The sequence below is a fragment of the Halomonas sp. IOP_14 genome (assembly GCF_021021315.1).
Taxonomy (GTDB): domain Bacteria; phylum Pseudomonadota; class Gammaproteobacteria; order Pseudomonadales; family Halomonadaceae; genus Vreelandella; species Vreelandella titanicae.
Genome location: NZ_JAINWD010000029.1, coordinates 20,815 through 41,950, shown reverse-complemented (window position 1 = coordinate 41,950; position 21,136 = coordinate 20,815). Strand labels below are relative to the sequence as shown.

The 21,136-nt window shown below is 54.9% G+C and carries 19 protein-coding genes and 1 pseudogene; 10 read left to right on the top strand and 10 right to left on the bottom strand.

Translation table 11 applies throughout. The annotated features are described in order from the left end of the window. Window positions 1–25: 25 nt before the first annotated feature. The 3 genes from K7H09_RS17170 to K7H09_RS17160 all read left to right on the top strand — a co-directional run bounded on the left by K7H09_RS17170 (window position 26) and on the right by K7H09_RS17160 (window position 2,587). On the top strand, window positions 26–703 hold the full coding sequence (locus K7H09_RS17170; RefSeq protein WP_016916431.1) for a DsbA family protein: 678 nt from the start codon (window positions 26–28) through the stop codon (window positions 701–703). Continuing rightward, a complete protein-coding gene (locus K7H09_RS17165; protein ID WP_016916430.1) occupies window positions 703–1,692 on the top strand; it encodes a M23 family metallopeptidase in 990 nt (329 codons plus the stop codon). Before K7H09_RS17170 ends, K7H09_RS17165 begins: the two co-directional genes overlap by 1 nt. Before the next feature lie 112 nt (window positions 1,693–1,804). Next, the gene (locus K7H09_RS17160) at window positions 1,805–2,587 is read left to right on the top strand and encodes a ZIP family metal transporter (protein WP_016916429.1); all 783 of its coding nucleotides are present in this window, start codon (window positions 1,805–1,807) and stop codon (window positions 2,585–2,587) included. Window positions 2,588–2,615: 28 nt separating this feature from the next. On the opposite strand, the gene K7H09_RS17155 is transcribed toward K7H09_RS17160, so the two are convergent. Further along, window positions 2,616–3,074: a MerR family transcriptional regulator gene (locus tag K7H09_RS17155; RefSeq protein WP_027957954.1), complete on the bottom strand. Its 459-nt coding sequence runs from the start codon at window positions 3,072–3,074 to the stop codon at window positions 2,616–2,618. A gap of 86 nt (window positions 3,075–3,160) precedes the next feature. Between K7H09_RS17155 and K7H09_RS17150 the strand changes: the two genes are divergently transcribed. Genes K7H09_RS17150 through K7H09_RS17135 form a run of 4 tightly spaced genes read left to right on the top strand, consistent with a single transcriptional unit; the run spans window position 3,161 to window position 8,481 of the window. Next, window positions 3,161–5,347, top strand: coding sequence for a heavy metal translocating P-type ATPase (locus K7H09_RS17150; RefSeq protein ID WP_027957955.1), 2,187 nt, complete (start codon window positions 3,161–3,163; stop codon window positions 5,345–5,347). Beyond that, window positions 5,344–5,847, top strand: a complete 504-nt coding sequence (lspA, locus tag K7H09_RS17145; RefSeq protein WP_027957956.1) for a signal peptidase II — start codon at window positions 5,344–5,346, stop codon at window positions 5,845–5,847. The genes K7H09_RS17150 and lspA overlap by 4 nt, the downstream gene beginning before the upstream one ends. Window positions 5,848–5,851: 4 nt before the next feature. Beyond that, entirely contained in the window at window positions 5,852–7,384 is a 1,533-nt protein-coding gene (lnt, locus tag K7H09_RS17140; protein ID WP_027957957.1) for an apolipoprotein N-acyltransferase, read from the top strand. 53 nt (window positions 7,385–7,437) lie between these two features. Then, window positions 7,438–8,481: a L,D-transpeptidase family protein gene (locus tag K7H09_RS17135; RefSeq protein WP_035539261.1), complete on the top strand. Its 1,044-nt coding sequence runs from the start codon at window positions 7,438–7,440 to the stop codon at window positions 8,479–8,481. A gap of 126 nt (window positions 8,482–8,607) precedes the next feature. On the opposite strand, the gene K7H09_RS17130 is transcribed toward K7H09_RS17135, so the two are convergent. The 5 genes from K7H09_RS17130 to K7H09_RS17115 form a co-directional block, all read right to left on the bottom strand. Next, complete coding sequence (locus K7H09_RS17130; RefSeq protein ID WP_027957958.1) at window positions 8,608–9,513, bottom strand: hypothetical protein; 906 nt, start codon at window positions 9,511–9,513, stop codon at window positions 8,608–8,610. Window positions 9,514–10,031: 518 nt separating this feature from the next. Next, entirely contained in the window at window positions 10,032–11,120 is a 1,089-nt protein-coding gene (locus K7H09_RS24625; RefSeq protein ID WP_120386063.1) for a TniQ family protein, read from the bottom strand. Then, window positions 11,120–12,004 (bottom strand): TniB family NTP-binding protein, encoded by an 885-nt coding sequence (locus K7H09_RS17125; protein WP_027957960.1) that lies wholly within the window; start codon window positions 12,002–12,004, stop codon window positions 11,120–11,122. The genes K7H09_RS24625 and K7H09_RS17125 overlap by 1 nt, the downstream gene beginning before the upstream one ends. Further along, complete coding sequence (locus K7H09_RS17120) at window positions 12,001–13,929, bottom strand: Mu transposase C-terminal domain-containing protein (RefSeq protein WP_206477978.1); 1,929 nt, start codon at window positions 13,927–13,929, stop codon at window positions 12,001–12,003. Before K7H09_RS17120 ends, K7H09_RS17125 begins: the two co-directional genes overlap by 4 nt. Further along, window positions 13,922–14,602 (bottom strand): TnsA endonuclease N-terminal domain-containing protein, encoded by a 681-nt coding sequence (locus K7H09_RS17115; protein WP_120386061.1) that lies wholly within the window; start codon window positions 14,600–14,602, stop codon window positions 13,922–13,924. The genes K7H09_RS17120 and K7H09_RS17115 overlap by 8 nt, the downstream gene beginning before the upstream one ends. Window positions 14,603–14,743: 141 nt before the next feature. On the opposite strand from K7H09_RS17115, the pseudogene K7H09_RS17110 reads away from it, so the two are divergent. Next, window positions 14,744–15,406, top strand: a pseudogene (locus K7H09_RS17110) (ATP-binding protein); the annotation flags it as partial. Window positions 15,407–15,428: 22 nt separating this feature from the next. Here K7H09_RS17110 and K7H09_RS17105 read toward each other — a convergent pair. Further along, on the bottom strand, window positions 15,429–16,007 hold the full coding sequence (locus tag K7H09_RS17105; RefSeq protein WP_022521278.1) for an NADPH-dependent FMN reductase: 579 nt from the start codon (window positions 16,005–16,007) through the stop codon (window positions 15,429–15,431). A 219-nt stretch (window positions 16,008–16,226) separates the two neighbouring features. Here K7H09_RS17105 and K7H09_RS17100 point away from each other — a divergent pair, with 219 nt between their 5' ends. Further along, entirely contained in the window at window positions 16,227–17,537 is a 1,311-nt protein-coding gene (locus tag K7H09_RS17100; protein ID WP_230805302.1) for an esterase-like activity of phytase family protein, read from the top strand. A gap of 77 nt (window positions 17,538–17,614) precedes the next feature. Here K7H09_RS17100 and K7H09_RS17095 read toward each other — a convergent pair whose 3' ends face one another. Continuing rightward, the gene (locus K7H09_RS17095) at window positions 17,615–18,250 is read right to left on the bottom strand and encodes a DsbA family oxidoreductase (protein WP_022521276.1); all 636 of its coding nucleotides are present in this window, start codon (window positions 18,248–18,250) and stop codon (window positions 17,615–17,617) included. Window positions 18,251–18,265: 15 nt separating this feature from the next. Beyond that, on the bottom strand, window positions 18,266–18,877 hold the full coding sequence (gene wrbA / locus K7H09_RS17090; protein ID WP_009286201.1) for an NAD(P)H:quinone oxidoreductase: 612 nt from the start codon (window positions 18,875–18,877) through the stop codon (window positions 18,266–18,268). 140 nt (window positions 18,878–19,017) lie between these two features. On the opposite strand from wrbA, the gene K7H09_RS17085 reads away from it, so the two are divergent. Further along, complete coding sequence (locus tag K7H09_RS17085; RefSeq protein WP_009286202.1) at window positions 19,018–19,920, top strand: LysR family transcriptional regulator; 903 nt, start codon at window positions 19,018–19,020, stop codon at window positions 19,918–19,920. Window positions 19,921–19,992: 72 nt separating this feature from the next. Here the strand turns inward: K7H09_RS17085 and K7H09_RS17080 are convergent, their stop codons facing one another. After that, window positions 19,993–20,976, bottom strand: coding sequence for an alpha/beta hydrolase (locus K7H09_RS17080; RefSeq protein ID WP_022521274.1), 984 nt, complete (start codon window positions 20,974–20,976; stop codon window positions 19,993–19,995). Window positions 20,977–21,136 lie beyond the last annotated feature (160 nt).

The window sequence follows — 21,136 nt, the reverse complement described above, 5'->3', positions numbered from 1 at the left end:
CCATCGTTGAGAAAGAGAGAGAAACATGTTCAAAAAAGCGTCTTTTATATTGGCCGGTACGTTAATGCTGACCGCTGCGATCGTCGCCGTATCGAAACCTGCCCTCTTAGATATGCAAGCTCAGGCAGCAAAGGAGAGCAGTGTCCAGGCAGAGGACTCCTTGGTGCGCTCACACTCCCCCATCTTGGGACGAGAAGACGCGCCGGTGACGATTGTGGAATTCTTCGATCCGGCTTGCGAAGCCTGCCGTGCTTTCTATCCCCTGACAAAAAGTATTCTGGAAACCTACCCAGAAAAAGTGCGGCTCATCGTGCGCTACACTCCTTTCCACGGCGACGTATCTGATAAGGCCATTCGGGTATTAGAAGTTGCTCGTCGTCAGGGCGTCTTTGAACCGGTACTGGAGAGGCTGCTGGCTCGCCAGGATCAATGGGCTTCACATGGCAGTTTTGATGAATCCGCTATCCTCGATATCGCGAGCCAAGGAGGCCTTGATTTAGCGGCTGCCGAAGAGCAACTGACTTCTGCTGAGGTGCAGGCGGTGATTGACCAAGACATGGCGGATGTCAGAGCCAATCAGATTCGCCAAACACCTACCTTTTTTGTCAATGGCGAGCCTTTAGACCCCTTTGGTATGCAAGAGCTGATTGATGCCGTTGAGAGTGAAGTAGCGGAGATCTCTGGGGAAGAGGATGGCCAGTGATGCAGCGCTGGTGGTTACTAGGCTTTGTGGGCTTTTACCCCTTGCTAGCCGAAGCCAATTGGCAAACGCATCTGTCATTGCCTCCGTCTGAACTTAGCCCTGTCAAGTTACAGGCGGCTAGCGAGCAAGAAGGCACATTACCGCTCGATAGCGTTGATACCCTAACCTTTGGGCGTGATGTCGTCATTGATACCACCCTCTACGAGGCCTTGGCAGCAGAAGGTGTCCCAACGCGTTTCGCCACTAAACTGGAAACACTGCTCAGCGAGTTTATCGCAGCGCCGCTGGAGTTTTCTGGCAGTGAACGTATTCAATTAGTGTGGGAGGAAGATCGACGCCAGGACGGCGCCCGTGTTGGGCCACCACGCCTCAGTTATGCCGCTCTGCCTGATCAGGCAGAGCCCTTGGAGGTCATATGGCCGGTCACCCAAAAGGGGGACGTAGCTCTTTTCAAAAGCGACACCCTGCTAGGCACGTTGCGGTTGCCCGTGCTTAGTGCCCGCTTAACGTCTCGCTTTGGGAATCGGCGACATCCTGTGTATGGAGGGATGCGTCCTCATAATGGAATTGACTTGGCTGCGCCGACAGGAACGCCGGTCATTGCCACCGCACCTGGGCGCGTATTCTTTATGGGTCGCCAAGGGGGATATGGGCAGGTGATCGAGGTGGAGCACGACACAGGGGCCATTAGTCGCTACACACACCTTAGCCGATTCTCCCCACAGCTAGTGGTTGGGGATTTAGTCAATGCGGGAGAGTCGCTCGGAGAGGTAGGTTCCTCCGGGGTCGCCACGGGCCCCAACCTGCATTACGAAGTGAGAGTCAATAACCAGCCTGTTGATCCCCTTGGTCAAGGTCAACGCATCATGTTGGGTGAGCAGCCGACTCAAGGTGAATATCAAGCGTCACTTTACGAGGCAAGAGATCGCTTGGAACAAGCTATCGGCACGGCGTCCATTTATGACTTGATCTCGTTTAACGAGCCGTAACCACCCGTGCTTAGCAACGTTGCATGGATTGTTAGTAACGTGAACGTGTGCTTGCCTCGTTATGGAACCCTAGCGCTGTGATCACTCATCTACCACAAGACAGGTAATCGGTATGGAAGAGGTTTCTCTCGTCACAATGGGGGTATTGGGAAGCCTTGCCGCGGGCTTGATGACGGCTGTCGGGGCGCTTCCTATCTTGTTTACCAAAAGACCGAATCGTGGTGTTCGCGATTTAGCGTTGGGGTTCGCCGCTGGCGTCATGCTAGCGGCCTCTTTCTTCTCACTGATCATACCCTCCTTAGAAGCCTCGGAGCTGCGTTACGGAGGTAGCGTGGTACCTGCTGCCATTGCCTGTGCGGCCATCTTGCTAGGGATTGGAATGGTCGCACTACTGAACGAACTCTTACCTCATGAGCACTTCGAACAGGGGCGAGAAGGGCCAGAGGCTGCCTCACTACGTCGTATCTGGTTGTTTATTATTGCCATTACGATACACAACCTGCCAGAAGGGCTAGCCGTTGGCGTGGCCTTCGGCGCAGGGGGAAGCGAAGGAGGCATTCCACTAGCGATTGGCATTGGACTTCAGAATGCCCCAGAAGGACTGGCCGTAGCAGTATCACTGCTAGGCGTGGGCTATTCACGTTGGCGGTCATGGACGATTGCCGCCCTTACGGGGCTTGTTGAGCCGTTGGGTGGCTTATTAGGCGCTGGAGTCATCAGCATGTCACAAGCGCTACTGCCCTGGGGGTTGGCCTTTGCAGCGGGGGCGATGTTGTATGTGATCAGTCATGAGATTATTCCCGAAACTCATCGAAGCGGGCACCAAAAAAAGGCCACGCTGGGCCTCTCCATCGGATTGGTACTCATGCTGTTTTTGGATGTTTCGCTGGGCTGACCATTGGGCGTGGGGCGTAGCGTTAGTGCTAACCCAAGTCGAGAGCCCCTCCGTGCGATTTTTCAGTGATACAGAGTTGATGATCACTGATGACCTCAATGATTCGGCAGCTTTCCACTTTACCACCGGCACACTGCGTGACCATCCGTTGAAGCTCCTCACGCAGTATGGACAGTCGTTGAAGGCGGGACTCCACTTTCTTTAGGTGATGCGTGGCGATGGCATCGACTTCTTGGCAAGGCATATCAGGTTGATCTGACATGGCCAAAAGCTCTCGCACTGACTCCACCGAAAAGCCAAAGTCACGGGCATGACGAATAAAGGTCAAGCGCCGCACAGCGTCGTCTCCATAGCGGCGCTGCCCCCCACCGGTTCGTGTCGCATCGCGCAACAGCCCAATACGCTCGTAATAGCGAACCGTTTCAGGTTTGCAATCGGCTCGTCGTGCTAACTCACCAATGCTGATACTTTGGCCGATCATCGACATGGTAAAACTCCTTAGGCAGGGCTTGAAGCTGTAGTTGCTACAAGGTTTACACTTAAAAACCATAGCCCATTGGCAGGAGAGGCACCATGAAAACATCAACGCCGACAACAGCGCCTACCACCTTGACGCTGCGTGTTGAAGGCATGGACTGCGGCGGTTGTGAGCGCAAGGTTGTATCGGCGCTAGAGCGACTGGAAGGCATTGAGGAAGTCACGGCAAGCTCGGTCACGGGATCAGTGAAGATTCACCACCACGATCACGGGGCCCCCTCGCGAAAGACCATTGAGGGCATCCTGAACGAACTAGGCTATCAAGTGGCTTCCCATGATGGCCAAACACGCGCACCTGGTGCTTCATCCTCTTGGTGGCAAACCGCTAAAGGGCGCTTGGTCATTATCACAGGCAATTTGCTGATCGTAGCCTTCGCGCTTCGTTTAGCATGGCCTGCGCTGGGTAATATGCCTTTCATTTTGGCCACGCTAGTCGGCTTAATACCCATTGCGCAGAGTGCCTGGGGCGCCCTCAAAATGCGCAATCCCTTTACCATAGAGATGCTGATGTGCATCGCTGCGCTTGGCGCATTGGCCATCAATGCTGCCGCTGAAGCTGCGATGGTCGTGTTCTTGTTCGCCGTAGGTGAGCTACTCGAAGGGGTAGCTGCTTCACGAGCGCGCCGCAGTATCTCAGCCTTGGCAAATTTAACACCCTCAACGGCGAGGCTGATGGACAATGGCCATCTGCGTGACGTCTCGGCGGAGTCACTTAAACCCGGGCAGCGTGTGCTGGTGCGGCCCGGTGATCGCGTACCCTGCGATGGACGCATCCTGGTGGGCACCTCCGACATTGACGAGTCGCCGGTAAACGGCGAGTCCATACCCCGTTCGCGAGCGCCTGGTGATGACATTTTTGCTGGCACAGTGAATCTTGATGCCGCCCTGGAGGTGGAGGTAACACGAGGCGCTGATGACAATACGATCGCACGCGTTATTCGTCTGGTTGAAGAAGCACAGGCCGCCAAGGCACCGATAGCACGCTTTATTGATCGTTTTGCGTATTACTATATGCCCGCCGTCGTCTTACTCGCCCTACTGATGGCGATAGTGCCACCGCTGGTATCGACCATGGCATGGTCGGAGTCGATTTACCGTGCGTTAGCATTGCTGTTAATCGCATGCCCCTGCGCGTTAGTCATTTCCACCCCAGCCGCCATCGCCGCCGGTCTCTCGGCGGGAGCTCGGCGCGGACTACTGATCAAAGGGGGAGCCGTTCTTGAACAGTTAGGTAAGCTTCGCTTGGTGGCATTAGATAAAACGGGCACCCTCACTGCGGGTACCCCAAGAGTCACAGATGTGGAGTCTTGGATTGCTGAGGAAGACGATAACAGCGTATTGCGGCTCGCCGCCGCAATAGAGCGGGATTCCAGTCACCCTATCGCCACGGCTATCGTTGAGCATGCCCGACAGTCGGGCATCAACCTCCCCACCGTCACCGGCGGCCGCGCTCTGGCGGGGCGCGGTGTTTCCGGCCAGGTGGAGGGTCGCGAGCTGAGCTTAATGACGCCTCGTCACCTTCACGAGAAAGTCATCCTTGAGGAAAGTCTCAGTGCTCGGATTGTCGCGTTAGAAGAAGCCGGTAAGAGCCTCGCTCTCCTCGTCGAAGGCGAGCGTTTACTGGGCTTGATCGCGGTTCGCGATGAGCCACGCGAAGATGCCATTGAAGGCCTAGCGGCGCTATCCCGTTTGGGCGTACAGGCGGTCATGCTCAGCGGTGATAATGCCCGCACCGTCGCTGCCACGGGGGGTCGCTTAGGCATTGAAGCGTACGGCGAACTAATGCCTGAAGACAAGGCAGCGTATGTTCGAGACTGGCAAGCGGCTGGCCGTGGCCCCATCGGTAAAGTAGGCGATGGCATCAACGATGCACCGGCACTCGCGGCAGCCGATGTGGGTATCGCGATGGGGGGCGGCACGGATGTGGCGTTGGAAACCGCCGATGCAGCCTTGCTCAAGAACCGCGTTACCGGCATCGCTGAGCTGATAGACCTCTCTCGTGCCACACTGCGCAATGTGAAAACCAACGTTGTTCTCGCCCTTGGCTTAAAAGCCATTTTCCTAGTTACAACGGCGCTGGGTATTACCGGCATGTGGATTGCGGTGATGGCCGATACCGGTGCTACCGTCCTGGTGACGTTGAACGCCATGCGACTGCTGGGTTACCGCTTTTCGCCCAGTACCGCAATGACAGGCCTGTCACAAGGAAAAACAACGTCATGAGAACAGCGCCAAACGATAGCCCTTCACGACGTTGGCCATGGTTCACATTTGCTTGCGTATTGGCTCTAGCCGATCAACTGGTCAAAGAAATCGTGCACGCCCAGATGTCGTTTGGCCAAGTCATTCCGCTAACGCCGTTTTTTAACTGGGTTTATACCGGGAACACAGGAGCCGCTTTCAGCTTTCTCGCAGAAGCAGGGGGTTGGCAGCGCTACCTCTTTCTTGGTTTAGCGTTGGTGGTGGTCGTCGTATTGGTTGTGCAGCTATGCAAACCCCTGTCGCGCTTGGAGGCCTGTGCGTACAGCCTGATTCTTGGCGGCGCGCTCGGTAATACTGTTGATCGCTTAGCGCGAGGGTACGTCGTCGACTATCTGGACATTTACTGGGGCGAATGGCATTGGCCCGCCTTTAACATGGCCGATATCGCTCTGTTTGCAGGTGTATTGATGTTCGCAGTGGCGTTATGGCGTGAAAGTCCTGCTTTTAAGCGCTCTGAGTAACGCTATGGATGTGGTCGATAAAGATAAAGAATATACGCTTTTTGCTGGGCGCTCCTCACCAATAGTCGATTGCGTTGTAGCGCTCGCCGCTGGGGTAATGACCACCTTGAGTGCCGCCCCCTTTTCCCTATGGTGGCTTGGCCCAGTGGCCGTGGCACTGGTCTATTGGAAGATACAGTCGCTAACGCCCGCCATGGCCACCCTGCGTGGGTGGTGCTATGGGGTAGGCCTGTTCGGTTCTGGCACATCATGGGTCTTCGTTGCTATTCACGATTTCAGTGGCACCGGGGCCTTGGTGGCGATGCTCCTCACCACTCTTTTTGTCAGCGCCCTGGCGCTCTTCTTTGCAATCCCCTTTGGGCTCTATCGGCGCATCACGGGGCCACGGTTAGCCTGTCTTAGCTTTGCCGGTATGTGGGTGGTGAGCGAATGGCTACGCACCTGGTTGCTCACCGGCTTTCCCTGGTTATTGCTGGGCACCTCTCAGGTAGATTCTCCACTAGCCCCATGGGCGCCCGTTGGTGGTGTGTACTTGCTGTCACTCATGACCGCGCTGACAGGTACGTTAGGGGTAGAGGTACTGCGTCGCCGCTGGGGTTTCCTTGTCCCAATGGCCGCCTTGTGGATCGTTCCATTCCTATTGCCCGCCCAATGGACAACCCCGGCTGGCAAGCCCATCCGGGTGGCATTGCTGCAAGGGAATCTTGACCAGCGCATTAAGTGGACTGCCCAAGGGCAGCGCGAGGCGATCAGTATCTACACGGCGATGACACGGGAGCAAGCAAGGGATATCGATCTCATCGTTTGGCCCGAGGCAGCCCTTCCCATGCTTGAGCAGGAAGCACAGCAAATACTTGAGCAAGTAGCGTCCGACCTGGGGCCTGACACCGCCTTGTTGACCGGCATTTTGCAACGCGACAGTGAAGGGCGCTCTTATAACAGCGTCATAGGGCTAAATGATGTGCAGGGCGAATACCAGAAGGCGCACTTGGTGCCCTTTGGCGAGTATTTGCCATTCCAAAGTCTCCTCGCTGGCACCCTTGCTTTTTTCGACTTGCCAGTACCTCGCCTGACCCCAGGGACAGGCGAACAGGCTCCGTTACACGTGGCTGGAGCCACCATTGGCAATGCCATTTGTTACGAAATCATTTTTGCCGACCATGTCGCCCAACAGGCGCGTAATGCCGAGCTGCTATTAACGGTTTCCAACGATACGTGGTTTGGGCGCTCCATTGGCCCACACCAACATCTTCAAATGGCGCGTCTACGTGCCTTAGAAAATGGTCGTCACCTACTTCGAGCTACCAGTAATGGCGTGACGGCCATCATCGATTCACAAGGCCACGTCACAGCCCGTGCCCCACAGTTTGAACCGGCCAGTTTAACTGGCGAGGTGACCCCGATGCAGGGCCTAACTCCTTTCACACGCACCGGTAGTGGCCCCGCTTGGATACTCGCTGCGGTGCTGACACTGCTCGGGTTACAACTGAACTTATCTCGATCAAAAAACGACGCATTAGATGAAAAAGGAACCTAGCGATGCTCTTGGCAAAGAACGCAGCAATACTTAAGAGATTCCTCCCATGGCCAATGCAGATCGGCTTCATCGTGAGTGTGATGGTTTCGTTTCTGGCATGGCTCCCTGTCGCCATGGCGGCACAACCTTCCACTGCCCAGGAGACGGAATGGCCCAAAGGGCATTACCCGCTACCAGAGGAAGGTAATATTATCGGAGAGGCTGACACCTTTATCGTAAAGGATTACGACGATACCTTGATAGATATTGCCAGGCGTCACAACCTTGGCTATTTGGAGATGATCCGTGCAAACCCAGAGGTTAGCATCTGGGTTCCAGGGGTGGGCACGGAAGTGACTATTCCGGGACGTTTTATTCTGCCGAATGTGGAGCGTACTGGGATCGTCATCAATATCGCCGAGCTGCGGCTTTACTACTACCCAGATGTCAAAAACGGTGAGACACCGCGTGTTGAGACCTATCCTATTGGCATTGGTCGCGAAGGGTTTGATACTCCTCTAGGCGTGACCGAGACCACCATGAACATTAAAAACCCCGCGTGGTACCCGCCTGAGTCGGTAAAACGCGAAGCGGAAGCACGCGGTGAAACCGCGCCCAGCGTTGTGCCACCCGGCCCCGATAACCCGCTAGGAGACCATGCCATCATCCTAGGCTTCGATGGCTATTTGATTCACGGCACCAACCAGCCCGATGGCATTGGCATGCGCGCAAGCCGAGGTTGTATCCGCATGTTACCCAAAGACATCGAATCTATATTTGACCGCATTCCACCCGGCACCCAAGTCAACATCATCAATCAGCCGATCAAGATAGGTTGGGAAGGCGGTCAGCCGCTGATTCAAGCCTTTCCGCCGCTTGGAGAAGAAGAGCACAGTATGACCGCACTCACAGAGACCATGACACGCCTTAACCAATACAATGTCGATAACGTAAACCTCGATTACGAGCAGCTCAGCGATGTCCTGTCACTCTCTAACGGGCTTATAACCCCACTACATCCAAAGCAGGAACAGGAGCCACAGCGCCACAGCCCAGAAGAGAAGGCTATCAAGGGCATTTATGAAGACCTGGTTTTGACGTCATCTCAACGGTCATGACACGCCTTTTGGCACCCCGTTGAGCCCTGGCATATAGGTAGAGAGCCATAGCCCCGTCCAAACGGCGGGGCGACATTCGCCTACAGAGTCGCGGGGCCCTCCAAGTGACTGCGCGCTATCAGTGTCTTAGCACTCAATATCCAGAGGCAGCCAGTAGGTAACGCCACCCACTACCACCTGTATCCCGTCTGTCGTCCGCTCTACGGTCTGTTGTCGAAGCATTTTCTGCGTTAATTTTGTGTCATGGAAATACTCCATGGCAGCAACGATCCATGCCTCCCTCCAGGCCTCTCCTTGATCAGCACACCGGGCCATCGTCATCAGGGTGCGGGCTAGTGTTTCTTTTCGCCGCTTTCTTGCCCGTTTTACATCCACCCGAGGAGCCAACGTGGTGGCATGTTGGCGATTTAAGAAATTAGTAAACCCCGTGACCGAGGCTGCTTGTCCGGGCACCGCCTGCAAATAGTTGTCCACATCGCCCTGTTGAGGCAGTCGCTGCCCCTCCCGGTCAGTAGCGAGTAGCAATGCGGCTGCCGCTCTTAGTGCAAGTCGTGCGGAGGTGTGGGACGTTTTGCCCGCCTCTATACGGGTTTCCAATTGCTGCCAATAAGCATGCAGCGCTTTTTCTGATAAAGAAGCGGACGGCATAGACCTGAGACACGCTTTGATACGTCGTTTCTCTGAGTCGATCTTCTTTGCTTGGTGATCCGGCTCTACCCCTTGCTCTTCATGCAGCCATCGCATAGGAAGTCTTACACGCCGCAACCCCTCCGCACCGAAGTGATGAAGCAGCTCCGAATAGCTCGGTATCCGTGACCATGCCTGGTCGATCTCAAGGAAGAACGAGAAGAAATGATTGATCTTGAGGGCAGCCTTATGCGGCCCTGTGGTACGAATCAGCCATTCACCAAATTCCCCAAAGGCCTCACGTAACGCTTTGGTGGTGATACCGGCTTGGCCAATGATGATCCGCTTACGACATGTGCGCGTCCAATAGCAGGGCTCACAGGCATCGCCTCGACCCGCTGGCATGGGATTACCACACAATGGACAGGCAATTTCCCCTTGCTCATTACAGGCTTTGCACAATGCGTCACCGCTGGATGTCATGACCAATAAGCGATGTCGACGACATGCAGAACAGGTACCGTGGTCTGCTGTCGAACAGCGTGGACATAAGCGATGATCATGCCCCATACGCGCCACTCGGGTAAGACGTTGAGATGCTTTCCCACACGCCTCGCAGGGCTCTGGTTCTTTGAAATAGGGAGCGCAGGCGATACAGACAGGGCCGTAGGGAGTGACCTTGCCGATGTTGTAGTCTGAACGGGCTTTTCCACATCGTGCACACGGTTTGTCGACGTTGCACTGACGACAGACGGCGTCTGGGTCATTCTTAGGCAGACGGGCTAACTCACCACATCGTGGGCACATTCGCCGCTTAAACACACGAGCATAGCAAGTTGAACAGTAACCATGCCCTTTATGGCGTCGCCACAATTTGGAGACTTCTCGACCACACTCATCGCAGTCGACCGTTTTGTGTTGCTTCAAGAGGTTGGCTCCGCTTTCATTCTCCGTTTTAAGCGCGCCCATGAGGCTCTCACTGCGCGTTCCGACATGGGGCGATGAGCCGGTAGAGCACGGCGGCGATGCGGCCCATGGGGGTGATGAGATAACCGCGATAACAACGGCAACAACATAACGGGGGGTGACTTTCGGGGATCATGAAGCGCGCTCGTTTTGACATTACAAGCGACCAGAGCGCTAAACGTTTCTTCAACGCCTATACTGAGCAAACGCTCCACCGCCGCTAATAAAGCACAACGCTCGTTGACAGGCAGCAGCTCAAACGCCAACCCAGACACAGGCATTTGGCTATCCGTCATCGAAATGCCCAATGTTAGAAGCGCATCTGCGAGGGGTGACGCAGGCCGCCGACTTGCACGCCGAACAACGCCAACAAAGAAGGTCACCATAGAAAACCAATCGGCGGGTGCGATAGGGGCCTCCCTAAACGTCACGTTGCTTCTTGTTAAAGCACGATCAGCCATCACTTGGAAACTGAACGCTTCTGGTAAAGGCGACGTGCATACCGCCTTTCTAAAATCGTTATAACACCGGCTGCACTGAGCTAAATGTTGATCTTCTGCTGACAGGCGATGAGGCTCTATAGGGGCCTTGCATACCGGGCACTCATCTATCAGTTGCACCCCATGAAAGCGGCACCCAGTGTGCCAAGCGAATCGCCAGTGTCGGCGCAAGTAGGGGGCTGAGTCCTCTGCCAAACACAATGCACAAATCTGTTGTCCTCCATGGCGAGTTCGATTTCGGCTGCCGAGTGCCAACAACCAGGGCCAAGTCCGCGTTTCCAGTAATGAGTAACCGGCCACTTTCTCACAATCGTCCCGCATCCCAGCTTTCTGAAACTCAGCGGACGATATCCCCGATGCATTGACTAATGGGCGCATTCTTACGAGGGGAATTTCCCTATCAATATCCCTTGTCCATATACGCCATGTTGGCCAGATAGCCCCAGTGAGCGACAAGGGATCACACCCCTGTCTCAACGCCGCCCGTACCAGCCATGAAGAAAGCGACTCTTCAGGCAACAGAGGCACACTCAGCGCCCAGGGCATTACAGCATCACTTCCCTAATGCCACGGGTAGGTCGCACCCATGATTTACTCTGAATAATTTTCTCATCGATGCGCTCAGCCCCGGACAAAATAGCGGCATTGGCACACTCAATCAGCAGCCGGTGCAGGTCGCCAAAATTGCCGCCAGAGATCGCGTGGAGCTGGGTCGCCAATTGGGGCTCATGCAGTTGGGAAGGATGTTTGAGCGGTAATATCTTCTCAAAGCCAGCGAGCAGCTTCTGAAACTCCTGATTGAGCTCCCACTTTGGTAACGCGACCACATCAAAGCGACTCGCATGCTGTGGGTCTGAATGCAGCACACGCACAGCGTCTTGCGTCCCCACACCAACGATGGGAATCATTAGCTCATTGCATAAAAGCTTAATGGCATTCATCGTTTCGCGCTGCTTAACAGCACCACCGGTTAACAGAGAGTGAAACTCATCGATGATCAACAAGCGGGTATGGCAAGCACGCAGTTGATGAATCACCTGGTAGCGCAGCTTGGGAACAGGATCTGTAGGCCGGTAGGGAGCCCAGAAACTCTCTAGCACTGCGATATACAGACTTTTCTCATCGGCACTCGGGGGAGCCTGAGTGACAACAACAGGCTTCACGGGCTCTACGTCTTCATTCACGTAGCCTTCACCGTACTGCTTACGAAACCGTTGAACGATGGTTGTCTTTCCGTTGTTGGAGTCACCCACGAGCAAGAGGTTAGGCATACGAGGACGACTGGGCTTCTCCATCAACCCACGCATGACCTCAATGACACGATTGGCCAATGGATAGCCCAACCAGCGCGGTTGATCCATAAACTCCATTCGCTCTTTAGCGGACAGCCCCAAGACGTGACGAAGATCAGGATGAAGGTGTGTGCTCATGCTATGTCCCAGTTCACATCGATATCACCCGTTAAAAGACCGTCCCCTTGAGCGGGTGTCTCTTTAGGGGCAGCAGTTGAGGGCGCATGTAAAAGGGGATCTGCAGGCGTCACCTTCTTCTCATGCTCTTTACGTCGTTGTGCCTGACGGCGACTTCGCTTAGTACGTGCTTGCGACTCCTCCACATGGGTTCGCAGCTCACTAATAGCGCGTAGAATTTCAGTCTCATTGACCGAGTTTCTTCCTTCCTGCCGAAGGCGCGCTTTAGCTTGGGCATACTCCCAAACACTCATCGAGGGGAGGGCAAGATTGGCAAAGGGCACGCGAAAATAGTGCCCGAGCTCCGGGTCTTTGAACCAAATGACACTAATGTCGCGAGGGTCGCGCCGGAAAACAAAGGTGCGTTTCTTGTCTGGCATGTCTGGATCTTTGGCATTGATCCAAGGTCTTAGCGCTTCATCGTAATAGTTTATGCCATCGATGGTCACACCAAAGGTCTGGATCGTACGCTGAAAGCTGGGCAAAAAATCGAGCAATACAGAGAGCCTGTCAGCAGGCCTCGGCGCTAATCCCACTCCCTGCACATCCGCATTGCCAAACACACCAATTTCCCACTTCTTCATCGGCGACATACCAATCCCAGAATGAAGGCGCTGGTGGTAAACCTTGCAAATCAACGTCACCAGCCACTCTTCAAACTCGCTTTTCGTCATGGCCGCGTGCTTCTCTGGATCGTATCCCTCTTTCTCTTTAATGGAGGAGAAGGTCGTCCCAGGCAGGTTATGGATTTCCTTTAGAAGAGAGCCCAGTACCCGCTCAATGTGGCCACCATAACGAGGCTGCTTAACAGGCCGAAACTCAAGGTTGATCCCATAGGCTAGGCATGAGCGCCGAAACGTCTCAGAGCGAAAATCTGGGCCGTTATCGACATGAATCGTGGCGGGTGTGCCCCATACCGGCCACTCAGCCTCCACATTATGCAGTAGCAACCACTCATCTTTAGGAAGCATGGAGTGCGCCACACACATGCCGACAGATGTTTCAGAGGGCGGGTCAAACGACAAGTAATACCCCGTGACCATGCGAGTAAACACGTCCATGGCCAACGTAATCCATGGGCGACCAATCGGCTTGCGATACACGTCATCGACCAAAATAATATCGGCAGGTGTGTGGTCAATCTGCATAACGGCTAACGGATAGTCCGCATTGGGAAATTTTCCGGCAGCCGGCTGGAACTTGTTAATGGCTTTGTCTCTAAAACCATGGCCACGCAACCGGTCACGCTCTGGGATATCACGCAGACGAGCACGAACGGTACCAGGGCTCGGCGGGTCGATGCGCCGTTCATGGCAGCGCCGCATGACTTCCTGTACCGCTTTTTGTGCGGACGGACGCTGCAGCGTCAAATACACCTCTTTGATGACTTCCTGAATCACCGCCTCGGCATGCGCGGGGATACGCAACTTTCCTTTCTTCCACCCTGGCTTTTGAGGAATCAATGCAAGCACCGAGCCCGTCGCTTTATACCGCTTCAACCAACGGTAGATCGTAGCCGTATCAACCCCCGTTTGTTTCGCACGCTCCTCCGCTGCATCCCGCCCCACCGTATGGCGATCCACCAAGGGCTTAATGATGGAAAAGCGATGCTCGGCCTCCCGCCAATCGGCATCCCCAATCTCGGACATATCCTGCTCAGGGGATACGGACCCGCTATTGAGAGGCGCTAGTTCTTTGATGCGAAGCGGGCAACTACGCCCGGACTCAACGGCAATGCCAATGACTGTCTCAAAATCGAGCACCTGGGAAATTCGGTAAACGGTGCCATCTTTCTGAACCTGCTCACCCACCATAATCTGCAAGTGTTGGCGTGTTTGGGCGACGCCGTTATTGGGTTCAGTTGCGCTGCCACGATGGTTATTCATAATCGGGTACCCATACCTCTGATAGAGGACTGAAGGATTGGGCCATATCGCAATCTAACTGCCGAGTCGCCAGTAGATGCCATAAATGCGCAATCCCCTCTGCCCGGTAAATATCGCCCATAAAGTACCGAGAAAGCAGGTAATCCAAGGTCGCCACCCCCATTTCCCTCACCGTGTTGAGGACTGCCTGGCTTTCGACAGAGGGAAACACCATCCGCTTATAGCGCGCTAGGAAGGTAATGTTGTCCAAGGTCTTATCACGAATGCGGCTTTCATCATGAATGCGAAACGCCCAGCCCTCGTTGTTGGCATGCCGCATCGCCGCCTTCCATTTAGGCGACCATTCACGCCAATGTGCTTGCCACTTTTCCCGTGGTTTGACCTCCACCAGGAGAGGTTTTGGGTAATCCCTGTAATGACGGTTACCGAGACGGTAATAAACCAAATAGTCAGGTGTGTAGGTGTAGCGCCTACCGGTCACGGGATGATGAAACGGGATCTCGCACGGCTGGGAAATCACACCAAGGACGCTCACATCAAAGTCAGCCTTGATGAGGAAATCACGTTCGAGCGTCGACTCGAACGCAATAGACTCCTCCCCGCGAAAGGCATAGTAGCCAGACACACTTCGTCGGGTAGGGCCGATTTTACGAACGGATGTAGGCAGTGGCATGGGTAGTCGCACCAAATGTTGAATAAAACAAGGCCTGTCGCATCAATTGCTATTAATTCTGTCGCACTCAATCCTGTACAGACTACCATAATAGCCCGATATTACGCCCTGAGGGTCGCATCAATTGCTGAAAATGACAGCGGCTCAAAACCCAAACCCGGTGAGATTTCGCTGGCCCACCACGGCGTGCTGTTCTTGGATGAGCTGCCGGAGTTTTCCCGCCATGTGCTAGAGGTACTTCGGCAACCGCTGGAAACCGGCGAGATTCATCTCGCCCGCGCCAGTCATGAACGTCGCTACCCTGCTCAATTTCAGTTAGTAGCCGCAATGAATCCCTGCCCCTGCGGCCACTTGGGTGACCCACGCCAGCGCTGTCAGTGTACCGCCAGCCAAATCCAGCGTTATCAAGCACGGCTTTCCGGGCCATTGCTAGACCGTATCGATCTGCAAGTGGAAGTGCCCGCGCTGCCGCCAGAGCAGCTCACCGCACAAACCCAAGGCGAGTCGTCAGAAGCCGTGCGCGAGCGGGTGATGGCCGCCCGAGAACGCCAAATGGCCCGTGGCGCGCTGAATAGCCAGCTAAGCGGCAAAGCCCTGGAAGCCGCCTGCGCGCTTAACGATGAAGAGCGCGCCTGGCTCGCGGGCGTGCTGGAAAAGCTCAAGCTCTCCGCCCGCGCCTATCACCGCGTACTGCGCGTAGCCCTGACCCTTGCCGACCTTCAGGGCGAACCCAAGCCCACCCAGCCACATCTAATTGAGGCCATTGGCTACCGCCAGCTGGATCGGATGCTAAAGGGGGCGTAAGCCCCCGAAAGCCACTGGGCGGTTAGTGCGTGGCGGCCAGTGAGTCCACTAGGCGCTGACACAGCGCATCCAGCTTCTGCCCCGTGGTTTCATCGTGTAACGCGCCACTATCATTGAAAGCGCTGCCCGCTTTCGCCAGCGACAATGGCTGTGGCAGCACGACCAACCCCAGATTGGCTAACAGTTGCTGACCAAGCGGTAGCGCACGGATGCCACCTAGCCCACCAGGGGAAGCCGCCACCAGCGCTGCCCACTTACCGGCAAATAACTTGAGCCCCGGCGTATCCTGATAAGGTCGTGACAGCCAGTCCAGTGTGTTTTTCAGCAGCGGCGTGATAAAGCCGTTGTACTCTGGCGAAGCGATCATCACTGCTTGGTGATCCGCCAGAATCTCACGCAGCTTGAGCACATTCTCCGGCACGCCCCGGGCTTCAATATCTTCATCAAACAGTGGGCAGGGATAATCTTTTAAATCGATAAAGGTTGCTTCCCCGCCAAGCGCCTCAATACGCTTGGCGGCCAGCTTGGCTAGCTGCTTGTTCAGTGACGCTTCTCGGGCACTGCCTGCAAAGACCAGTACCTTTTTGACCGATGATCCCATTGCCATTTCCTCTTTGAATAATGTATTTGAAAGCCACACCATTTATTAATATTTACGCCTGTTGAGCAAGACGTATTTTACGACTCAGGGCCAGACTCGACGTGAAACCCTGCTGCCATTAAAACGTCTGCACTTTGTCATTCAACTATCACTATTACGGATGAAAATTAGCAAAAGCTGCACCTGCCCTAATTTTTCCTCCGAAATGGTGAAATAGTGATGACAAAGCCGTTACTAGCGACTGCTCTACTCGCCTTTGCGTTTACCAGTGCGGCACACGCCCAGCAGAGTTTTCCCGCCACATTGTCCGGCCATGCCCAGCTACCCGGCAGCACCTTTGTGGCAGCTCCTTCCGGTGCCGCTGAGCACTATAACGTCTCAGGCCGTTTTACTGGCCAAGAGGGCCGCGTTGAGCAGTTGTATACGAACATGCAAGCCACCGGCTTAGCGCTACCCTTCCCCAGCCAGCCCCTGCAGGGTTTTTCAGGTATTCGCTCACTTGGCAATGACCGTTTCCTGGTGTTGACCGATAACGGCTTTGGCTCCAAGGCGAACTCCTCCGACGTCATTCTGATGTTTAACATCATAAAGACCGACTGGGACACTGGGCGTGTCATCATCGAGGAAACCGTTCAACTCTCGGATCCAAACCGCAAAGTGCCCTTCCCGATTATGAATGAAGCCACTCCTGGTCGTTTTTTAACCGGGGCTGATTTCGATATTGAATCGATACAGCCGGTGGGCGATAGCTACTGGATTGGCGATGAGTTTGGCCCGTGGATTATCCAGGTGGATAATCAGGGCGAAGTTCTGCAAGTGCTGGCCACCAATCCTGGTGGGACGCTGATGCGCTCCCCCGACAATGCCTTTGCCCTCACCCCGAACCCTGGCGCGCCTCTCGCTGATGATGTGAGAGTGTTTCGCTCCGGTGGTTATGAGGGCATGGCGCTCTCCGAAGACCAAACAACCCTCTACCCCTTACTGGAAAAGCCCATCTGGGATAGCAACGCCAACGCCCCGGAAACGATTGATGGCACCCCCGTATTAAGAATGTTCGAGCTCAACACTAAAACCGGCGAATGGGGCGACACAACCCGCTACTACCCCTTGGAATCAGCGGATCACGCCATCGGCGATTTCAACCTCATTGGCGGAACTCGCGGCTTGATCATCGAGCGTGATAGCCGCCAGGGCGACCCGCGAGAAGAGTGGGCAGACAACCCTGCCGAGTTCAAACGCATCTATCTCGTCGATCTCAACCGCACAAATGAGCAGGGTGTGCTTGAAAAAATCGCCTATATCGACCTGATGAACATCCAGGATCCAGACGGCATCGCCCCCCGTGGCACGATCAACGGCACCTTTAACTTTCCCTTTGTGACCATTGAGAACGTGGATCGTGTCGATGAGAGCACTATCGTGGTCGCCAATGACAACAACTACCCTTTCTCGATTGGCCGCCAGCAAGGCCGCGCCGATGATAATGAGCTAATACTGCTCGATGTAGAGGACTTCCTGAACGCCCAGTAATGTGAGCAAGCGTGGGGCCGGGGCGCTCAATTATGACCCTAGCCTCACGTTAAAACGTCAGCAATCTCTCGACAAATTCAGCCAATATGCTGGCGGACTTCCTGTAACTGGAGACGCAGGCTTTCTATCGGTTGCGCACCATTAATCAGCCATCTGTCTTCAACAATCAATGTCGGCACCGACTGAACTCCCAACTTGGACGCGAGGTGGTGATCCTTTTCCACCGCCTGCTGAGTTGTTTCCGAGAGCACGTCTAGATCATAACGAACCATGTCGAGCCCGATTTCTTCAGCCAGTGATCGCAGCACCTGGCTATCACCGATATTGCGGCTCTCCGTCAGGTGCGCGTACTGAACACGATCAAACATACGCCAGTGCCCTTGTTGACCTGCCTGCATTTCAGCCGCCTTACACGCCAGCGCGCCAGGCATCCCGTGAGGATACTCGAAGGTTTGAGCACGCATACCATCAATGTTGATACGCGGGGTATCCTCTGCGGCAACGCATTTTTCCCAATGACCGAGAATTGTTTCTTTGGCATCACCCATAGAGCCGAAGGCTTCAAGCATGGCTTCTCTACTTGCTTGAAGCGTAAAGCACTGGTGATGCACATCCAGGTTCAACTGCTTGGCAAGCGAGTGCAGCCGGGGAGAGAGAAGGTAACACCAACCGCAAACAACATCGTGCACAAACACCACCTTTAATGGATGCATGTCTCACCTCCCCCTCTAATCGTTGTGTGAACTGAGCGAACGCGCAATGGATGCCACGTGCTGACCCTGAAATTCAGCAATGCGCAGCTCTACCACCGACGGCTGCCGCGAGCCATCTGTCGCCGCCAAGGTTGATGCGCCATAGGGTGTGCCTCCGCTGATTTCGTCCATCGTCGTAAGGTCGGGGCAAGAATAAGGTACACCCACGATGACCATGCCGTGGTGTAACAAGGTGGTATGGAAGGACAATAGGGTGCTCTCTTGACCTCCATGCTGACTCGCGGTGGAAGTGAATGCTGCACCAACTTTGCCGATAAGCGCCCCCTTAGCCCAGAGTCCACCGGTTTGATCTAAGAAATTGCGCATCTGGGAGGCCATATTGCCAAAGCGAGTGGGCGTGCCGAAAATAATGGCATCGTAATCAGCCAGTTCACTCGGCTCGGCGATAGGCGCAGACTGATCCAATTTAGCCCCCGCCTTGAGGGCGACCTCTTCTGGCATCAGTTCTGGCACGCGCTTGATGGTCACTTCAGTGCCAGGGATGCTGGCCGCGCCTTTCGCTACAGCGTCAGCCATCGTCTCGATATGGCCATAGGTTGAATAATAAAGGACTAGTACCCGGGTCATCGTGATTCTCCATGCGTTGCTATTCGAATACGTTCTGAGTAGGCGATCTCGTCGACGCCATGAATCCCAGGATAAGCTTTGTTTAAATAGAGATAATCAGTAGTATTCGAAAATGATATTTTCCTTACTGGAAACAATGCATGGATAAGCTGACGGCAATGCGCACCTTTCGGCGAGTCGTAGAGCTGCAGAGCTTTTCTGCGGCCGCGAACGACCAGCGGCTCTCCAACGGCGCTGTGAGTAAACAGGTAGCGGAACTGGAGGCCAGCCTTGGGGTAACGCTGTTGACGCGTACCACCCGGCGGCTGAGCCTTACCGATGCGGGGCGGGCGTACTACGAACGCTGCGCCTGCATCCTCGACGACATTGAAGAAACCGAGCTAGCGTTGGGAGTTCACCAAGCAATCCCGCGGGGATCTCTTAAGATCAACTGCCCCATGTCGCTGGGGCTTTTGCATATCGCGCCTTTGATCCCCGTATTTGCCGAGCGCTACCCGGAAATCAACATCGAACTGGTTATGAATGACCGCCGCGTAGCGTTGGTGGAGGAAGGATTTGACGTCGCCTTACGTGCCGGTGACCCACTGGAAGATTCATCACTGATCGCACGCCGACTACAAAGCATTCATCGCGTATTGTGCGCCTCGCCAGGCTATCTCGAGCGATTCGGCGAACCGACAACACCTCAAGCACTTTCTGAGCATAAATGCCTGCTCTACAGCCTGGGCGCCGCACCGGAAGTGTGGCGCCTTGGCTATGCAGGGCAGACTATCGAACAGCGAGTGAAAGCAACCCTGACCGCCAATAGCAGCATCGCCCTGCGAGAAGCGCTGCTTGCGGGCATGGGCATTTCTCTAACCCCGACCTTCGTAGTCAGTGCGGATCTCAAGGCTGGGCGCTTGATTGAAATAATGCCGACATACCGCCCCCCTGAGCAAGGCCTCTATATTCTCTATCCAGCCAGCCGCTACCTCTCGCCAAAGGTACGCTGCTTTGTAGACTTCATGGTAAATCAGCTCGGCGGCACACCGCCCTGGGGGTAAAGCAGGGCTCATTGAGAGGGTAGAACAGGGCCCTAGATCCAGGGATACCTCTAGGGTCTGGAATTGCCGACGTTATTTACTAACACTATCGACAAACCCATCTACAAAATTATCCAGCGCTTCAAACAGCACTTCACGAATGGGATCTGCCTCATTTACCAAGTGGTGGCGAGCTTCCGGGTGGCGGTGAATTTCGGCATTGGGAAACTTCTTCGCCAAAATCGCTAAATTCCACTCCCAATCAACGGTCAAATCCTGCTCGCCCTGGAGTATCAGGGTAGGCAGCGGGTTGGGCTCCTGGGCCAGTAGGCGAGGCATCCAGCGGCGCATGGCGCTCACCCAGGCAACGCTCAAACGCTCGGGCTGCAGCGGGTCACCCTCGCGTAGAAACTCGGTGAACTGCTCGTCGGTAGAGTTGGGGCGATATTTACGCGGCAACTCTTTTACAAAAGGGCTGGCAATCAAGTGCAGCCAGCTGGTTTGGCTCCATCCCCAAGGCCGCACCAGGGGCGCCAGCAGCACCAAACCCGACCAGCCGGAAGCCCCACGACGGGTGAGTGCATCGGTAGCCAGAATCGCCCCACCGGTACTCTGGCCCACGCCTAACCACGGCTCAGGCGCCATGCCTTGGCTCTTTAGAGTCATCTGCAAGTGAGCCAGGCAGTGCTGATAATCATCGAAATCTTCTATTGCCGCCCGCGCACCGCTGGAAAGGCCGTGGCCGGGAAGATCCCACAGCACCACTCGCCAGCCCTTAGCCAGCAGGCGTTCAAGCAAATGGCGATATAACCCCATATGATCGAAATAGCCATGTACCACAAAGGCAGTGCCCACCGGCTGCGGGGGGCTCCACACTTGGCACCACAGCGCAAAGCGCCCCGTATCGATAAAGCCTGCATGCACTTCACTGGTATCTAACAGCAGTGCTTCCAAGCCATAGTGGTGGAAATAGTCTTGCATGGCGTTTGCCAATACTTCCCCAGGCAACAGGCGGCTAAGGGCGGTATCGCCCGAGGCGTGGCGAAACAAGCCTTCCAGATGTTGGAAATCACTCATCGATGTTTCTCCATAACGCCATTGTCCTTTGACCTAGGCACGGCTGATGTTTCGCGCTTTCAGAACCAAATGCCTAGTCATTTGGTCGAGCATTTTAGCGCATTAGGGTCTACGCTGTTTACATGCCCGGCCAGGTGTGGAATTATTTTCCATAAATACA